Consider the following 6,514-nt stretch of genomic DNA (forward strand, 5'->3'; position numbering starts at 1 on the left):
GAGCCAGACATGGAATTTGCATTTTATTTTTGCGGACTGGTGGCGGTACTGACGACGTTGCGCGTCATTACCCACACTAATCCGGTGCATGCGTTGCTGTATCTGATTATCTCACTGCTGGCGATTGCGGGGGTGTTCTTCTCCATGGGTGCCTATTTTGCCGGCGCGCTGGAAATCATCGTTTACGCCGGTGCCATTATGGTGCTGTTTGTGTTTGTGGTGATGATGCTGAACCTCGGCAAAGCGGTGCAGGAGCAGGAGCGTCAATGGTTGCAGCCTTCATTATGGATTGGTCCGGGTGTGGTGGCGCTGGTTCTGCTGGCGGTGCTGATTTACGCCATTTCCACGGTTAACGACCAGGGCATTGACGGTACGATTATCGACGCGAAAGCGGTCGGAATTAGCCTGTTCGGTCCTTACGTTCTGGCAGTTGAGCTGGCTTCGATGCTGTTGTTGGCGGGTCTGGTGGTAGCATTCCACATCGGACGTGAAGATCGTCAGGGCGAGGTGCTGAGCAACCGTCCAGGCGATGCAGCGAAAAGTAAAAAGGAGGAACACGCATGATCCCTCTGCAACATGGGCTTATCCTGGCGGCGATTCTGTTCGTTCTCGGACTGACCGGGCTGGTGATGCGTCGCAATCTGTTGTTTATGTTAATTGGCCTCGAAATCATGATTAACGCTGCGGCACTGGCGTTCGTGGTGGCGGGAAGCTATTGGGGACAAGCCGACGGTCAGGTGATGTATATTCTGGCTATCAGCCTTGCGGCTGCCGAAGCCAGCATTGGCCTGGCGCTGCTGCTTCAGCTCTATCGTCGTCGTCAGACTCTGAACATTGACACAGTGAGCGAGATGCGCGGATGAACCTTCTCTATTTAACTATTCTGTTTCCGCTGATCGGCTTTTTGCTGCTGGCATTTTCCCGTGGTCGCTGGTCTGAGAACACTTCCGCGACCATCGGTATGGGTTCGGTTGGCCTGTCAGCGTTGGTAACGCTTTACGCCGGGGTGGACTTCTTTAATCAGGGTCAGCAGGTTTTCAACCAGCCACTCTGGACCTGGATGAATGTCGGTGACTTCAATATTGGTGTCAATCTGACGCTGGACGGCCTGTCGCTGACCATGCTGTCGGTCGTCACCGGGGTGGGTTTCTTCATTCATATGTTTGCCTCCTGGTATATGCGTAAGGAAGAGGGCTACTCGCGCTTCTTCGCCTATACCAACCTGTTTATCGCCAGCATGGTGGTTCTGGTTCTGGCCGATAACCTGATGCTGATGTATCTCGGCTGGGAAGGGGTGGGTCTCTGTTCCTATCTGCTGATCGGTTTCTACTACAGCAACCCGGACAACGGCGCGGCGGCGATGAAAGCCTTTATCATCACCCGCGTCGGTGACGTGTTCCTGGCGTTTGCGTTGTTTATTCTCTACAACGAGCTGGGCACGCTGAACTTCCGCGAAATGGTTGAGCTGGCACCGGCTCACTTCGCTGCTGACAACCACATGTTGCAGTGGGCGACGCTGATGCTGTTGGGTGGCGCGGTAGGTAAATCTGCTCAGCTGCCGTTACAGACCTGGCTGGCCGATGCGATGGCAGGCCCGACGCCGGTTTCCGCACTGATCCACGCGGCAACCATGGTAACGGCGGGTGTCTATCTGATCGCCCGTACCCATGGCCTGTTCCTGCTGACGCCAGAAGTGCTGCATCTGGTGGGGATTATCGGGGCGATTACCCTGGTGCTGGCTGGCTTTGCCGCGCTGGTGCAGACCGATATCAAACGCGTGCTGGCTTATTCGACGATGAGTCAGATTGGTTATATGTTCCTCGCGCTCGGCGTGCAAGCCTGGGACGCGGCGATTTTCCATCTGATGACGCACGCCTTCTTTAAAGCGTTACTGTTCCTCTCTTCCGGTTCGGTGATCCTTGCCTGCCATCACGAGCAGAACATTTTCAAAATGGGTGGCCTGCGTAAGAGCATTCCGCTGGTGTATGTCTGCTTCCTGGTGGGCGGCGCGGCGCTGTCAGCACTGCCGCTGATCACCGCGGGCTTCTTCAGTAAGGACGAGATCCTCGCCGGTGCGCTGGCGAACGGGCATCTTAATCTGATGGTGGCGGGCCTGGTGGGGGCATTTATGACCTCGCTGTATACCTTCCGCATGATCTTTATCGCCTTCCACGGTGAAGAGAAGATTCATGCGCATGCAGGTAAAGGCATTACTCACCATCTGCCGCTGATTGTTCTGCTGATTCTCTCAACCTTTATCGGCGCAATGATTGTTCCACCGTTACAGGGCGTACTGCCTGAAACCACTGAGCTGGCACATGGCAGCGTACTGACGCTGGAAATCACCTCGGGCGTGGTGGCTATCGTCGGTATTCTGCTGGCTGCCGCACTGTGGCTGGGCAAGCGCACCCTGGTGACCAATATTGCCAATAGCGCCATTGGCCGCTTCTTCAGCACCTGGTGGTTTGCCGCGTGGGGCTTCGACTGGCTATACGACAAAGTGTTTGTTAAACCGTATCTCGGCATCGCGTGGCTGCTGCAACGCGATCCGCTGAATGGTCTGATGAACATCCCGGCTATCCTGTCGCGCTTCGCGAACAAAGGGCTGGTGGTCAGCGAAAACGGCTATCTGCGCTGGTATATCGCTTCAATGAGTGTCGGTGCCGTGGTGGTACTGGCGCTGATGCTGGTGATTTAAGATTAGTGAGCGGGGTGGGGCAGAATCGCCACCCCAACAAGAAGAATATTGAAAATATACCCCGTATAAATGGGCGTTATCGGCGCAGTCAGTTTGTTCGCCGCCAGCGCGGAGCAACCGGAGCGTACTAAAGTACGTGAGGATTGCGAGCACTGCCGACGGACAAAATGACAAGCAAGATAGCCCAAACGGGGCCAAGAAAGGGAAAGACTCGCCATGTTATTGCCTTGGCTTATATTTATACCCTTCGTCGGTGGCTTGCTGTGCTGGCAGTGCGAACGCTTTGGCGTAAGAGTGCCGCGCTGGATCGCGCTGATCACCATGGGGTTAACGCTGGTGCTGTCGCTGCATCTCTGGATGCAGGGTAACTATGCGCTGACTCAGGCAGCAGGTTTGCCGCAGTGGCAATCTGAATTCTCCGCCTCGTGGATCCCACGTTTCGGCATCAGTTTCCATCTGGCACTCGACGGTCTGTCGCTGCTGATGGTAGTGCTGACCGGCCTGCTGGGGTTGATGGCGGTACTCTGTTCGTGGAAAGAGATTGAGAACAATCAGGGCTTCTTCTACCTTAACCTGATGTGGATTCTGGGCGGCGTGATCGGCGTGTTCCTTGCCATCGACCTGTTCCTGTTCTTCTTCTTCTGGGAAATGATGCTGGTGCCGATGTACTTCCTCATCGCGCTCTGGGGTCATAAAGCCTCCGACGGTAAAACCCGTATTACCGCGGCCACCAAGTTCTTCATCTATACCCAGGCAAGTGGTCTGGTGATGCTGATTGCGATTCTTGGCCTGGTATTTGTTCACTACAATGCCACCGGTGTCTGGACGTTCAACTATGAACTGCTGCTGAAGACGCCAATGTCACACGGAGTGGAATACCTGCTGATGCTCGGCTTCTTTATCGCCTTTGCGGTAAAAATGCCGGTGGTGCCGTTGCACGGCTGGTTGCCGGATGCGCATAGCCAGGCACCGACCGCCGGTTCGGTCGACCTTGCAGGCATCCTGTTGAAGACCGCCGCTTATGGCCTGCTTCGTTTCAGCCTGCCGCTGTTTCCGAATGCGTCCGCTGAGTTCGCACCGATTGCCATGTGGCTGGGTATTATTGGTATCTTCTACGGCGCGTGGATGGCGTTCTCGCAGACCGATATCAAACGTCTGATTGCATACACCTCAGTATCCCATATGGGCTTTGTGCTGATTGCCATCTATACCGGCAGCCAGCTGGCTTACCAGGGCGCGGTGATTCAGATGATTGCTCACGGTCTCTCTGCGGCAGCACTGTTTATCCTGTGCGGTCAGCTGTATGAGCGTCTGCATACCCGTGATATGCGTCAGATGGGCGGTTTATGGTCGCGCATTAAATGGTTACCGGGTCTGTCACTGTTTTTCGCCGTGGCAAACCTTGGTATGCCAGGCACCGGTAATTTCGTCGGTGAATTTATGATTCTGGTCGGCAGCTTCCAGGTTGTGCCGGTGATTATCGTTATCGCGACCTTCGGCCTGGTGTTTGCTTCGGTCTACTCGTTAATCATGATGCAACGGGCTTATTACGGCCCGGCAAAATCCGACAAGCCGCTGAAAGGCATGTCACCGCGCGAATTCCTGATGATTATGGTGCTGGTGGTTCTGCTGGTGCTGCTGGGGGTTTACCCACAGCCGATTCTGGACACCTCACATGCTGCGATGAGCAATATTCAGCAGTGGTTTACCGCTTCAATTTCAACTACAAGGCCGTAATTCGCCATGACAATAACTCCTCAACATTTGATCGCGCTGCTACCGCTGTTGATCGTCGGATTGACGGTGGTGGTTGTGATGCTGTCCATTGCGTGGCGACGCAACCACTTCGTCAACGCAACCTTGACGGTAATCGGTCTTAACCTGGCTCTGCTGTCACTGTTCTTTGTTGGCCAGGCTGGCCCGATGGATGTCACGCCGTTACTGCGCGTTGACGGATACGCCATGTTCTATACCGGGCTGGTGATACTGGCGAGTCTCGCCACCTGTACTTTTGCCTATCCCTGGCTGGAGGGCTATACCGATAACCGTGAAGAGTTCTACCTGCTGGTGCTGATTGCCGCACTGGGTGGCGTGGTACTGGCCGGTGCGAACCATCTGGCTGCACTGTTTATCGGTATTGAGCTGCTGTCGCTGCCGCTGTTTGGCCTGATTGGTTATGCTTTCCGGCAGAAACGCTCGCTGGAAGCCGCCATCAAGTACATGATCCTTTCCGCTGCGGCATCGTCGTTCCTGCTGTTTGGCATGGCGCTGGTGTATGCCGATTCCGGTAACCTGAGCTTTGTGGCGCTGGGCAAAAACCTCAGCGATAACATGCTGCATCAGCCGCTGCTGCTGGCCGGTCTGGGTCTGATGATTGTCGGCCTCGGCTTTAAACTGTCGCTGGTTCCGTTCCACCTGTGGACGCCAGACGTCTATCAGGGCGCACCGGCACCGGTCTCCACCTTCCTGGCAACGGCCAGCAAGATCGCCATTTTTGGTGTGGTGATGCGCCTGTTCCTGTATGCGCCGGTAACCGACAGCGAAGCGGTAAAAACAGTATTGGGCGTGATTGCCTTTGCCTCGATGCTGTTCGGTAACCTGATGGCTATCTCGCAGAGCAATATCAAGCGTATGCTCGGTTACTCCTCAATCGCTCACCTCGGCTATCTGCTGGTGGCGCTGATTGCGGTGCAGACACATCAGCTGTCGCTGGAAACCGTCGGTGTTTATCTGGCCGGTTATCTGTTCAGCAGCCTGGGCGCGTTCGGCGTGGTCAGCCTGATGTCCAGCCCGTATCGTGGCCCGGATGCCGATTCACTGTACTCTTATCGTGGTCTGTTCTGGCATCGTCCGATTCTGTCGGCGGTGATGACGGTAATGATGCTGTCACTGGCGGGTATTCCGATGACGCTGGGCTTTATCGGTAAGTTCTACGTGATTGCGGTCGGCGTGAATGCGCACCTGTGGTGGCTGACGGCGGCAGTGGTGCTGGGTAGTGCCATTGGTCTGTACTACTATCTGCGTGTTACCGTCAGTCTGTACCTCAGCCCGCCAGAATCACTGCAGCGTGATACCCCGGCCAACTGGGCATTTACCGCTGGTGGTGTGGTGGTACTGATTTCGGCGATTCTGGTACTGTTGTTAGGTATCTATCCACAACCGCTGATCAATCTGGTCCAGATGGCACAACCACTCATGTAGCCGTGTTGATTGATGCGATAAAAAAATCAGGCTCATCGGGCCTGATTTTTTTTTAATATTGTATTTTACGCACATTATTAACGCATATCCTTTGTGCTCTTCCAGTCTTCTTGCTAGTTTGGAACTATCCTCTTCCTTGCCGGAGAAGCCCCTTGATAAGATTAATTTTCTTACTGGTGGGTGCTCATCAATTAAAATCCCGCTGGTTATTTCTCGCATTTCTCGGTTTGTGCTGGATCGCGCTCGGCATGGCGATTCTGTACGATATCGCCAGTGATGGACGACTGTCGGTGCCGCTGGATACGCTGGCCATTCTGTTGGTCGTGGAAGGACTGGTAGAAATAGTGGCCGCAATGATTGTCGGTCTGCGCATCTACTGGCCGGGTATCTGGAAAGGTCTGGGATTTATCTTTATTGCTTTTCTGGTGTTTGATCTGCCATGGGATAATAATTTCCTTGCCTCAGTGCTGTTTGGCGCGGCGTTCCTCGGCGATGGAATCTTCCGCATTGCCTCTTCGCTGGTTGTGCGTGGGACGAAGTGGCGGCGGGAAATTATCTTTGGCGTGATTGAAATAGCGCTCAGCATGCTGATTTTCAGTAACTGGCCGTTCCATC

Annotated in this window: 5 protein-coding genes and 1 pseudogene; all 6 read left to right on the forward strand. The window is 54.6% G+C overall.

Going from position 1 to position 6,514, the window contains the following annotated elements; all coding sequences use genetic code 11:
• The first annotated feature begins 9 nt into the window (after nucleotides 1-9).
• A complete protein-coding gene (gene nuoJ / locus NG42_RS02140; RefSeq protein WP_052897306.1) occupies nucleotides 10-564 on the forward strand; it encodes an NADH-quinone oxidoreductase subunit J in 555 nt (184 codons plus the stop codon).
• Nucleotides 561-863: an NADH-quinone oxidoreductase subunit NuoK gene (nuoK, locus tag NG42_RS02145; RefSeq protein WP_052897308.1), complete on the forward strand. Its 303-nt coding sequence runs from the start codon at nucleotides 561-563 to the stop codon at nucleotides 861-863. The genes nuoJ and nuoK overlap by 4 nt, the downstream gene beginning before the upstream one ends.
• The gene (nuoL, locus tag NG42_RS02150) at nucleotides 860-2,698 is read left to right on the forward strand and encodes an NADH-quinone oxidoreductase subunit L (protein WP_052897310.1); all 1,839 of its coding nucleotides are present in this window, start codon (nucleotides 860-862) and stop codon (nucleotides 2,696-2,698) included. Before nuoK ends, nuoL begins: the two co-directional genes overlap by 4 nt.
• Before the next feature lie 216 nt (nucleotides 2,699-2,914).
• Entirely contained in the window at nucleotides 2,915-4,435 is a 1,521-nt protein-coding gene (gene nuoM / locus NG42_RS02155) for an NADH-quinone oxidoreductase subunit M (RefSeq protein ID WP_052897312.1), read from the forward strand.
• A gap of 6 nt (nucleotides 4,436-4,441) precedes the next feature.
• The gene (gene nuoN / locus NG42_RS02160; RefSeq protein ID WP_052897313.1) at nucleotides 4,442-5,899 is read left to right on the forward strand and encodes an NADH-quinone oxidoreductase subunit NuoN; all 1,458 of its coding nucleotides are present in this window, start codon (nucleotides 4,442-4,444) and stop codon (nucleotides 5,897-5,899) included.
• A 152-nt stretch (nucleotides 5,900-6,051) separates the two neighbouring features.
• Nucleotides 6,052-6,514, forward strand: a pseudogene (locus tag NG42_RS23250) (hypothetical protein); the annotation flags it as partial.

The sequence above is a fragment of the Winslowiella iniecta genome (assembly GCF_001267535.1).
GTDB classification, from domain to species: Bacteria; Pseudomonadota; Gammaproteobacteria; order Enterobacterales; family Enterobacteriaceae; genus Erwinia; species Erwinia iniecta.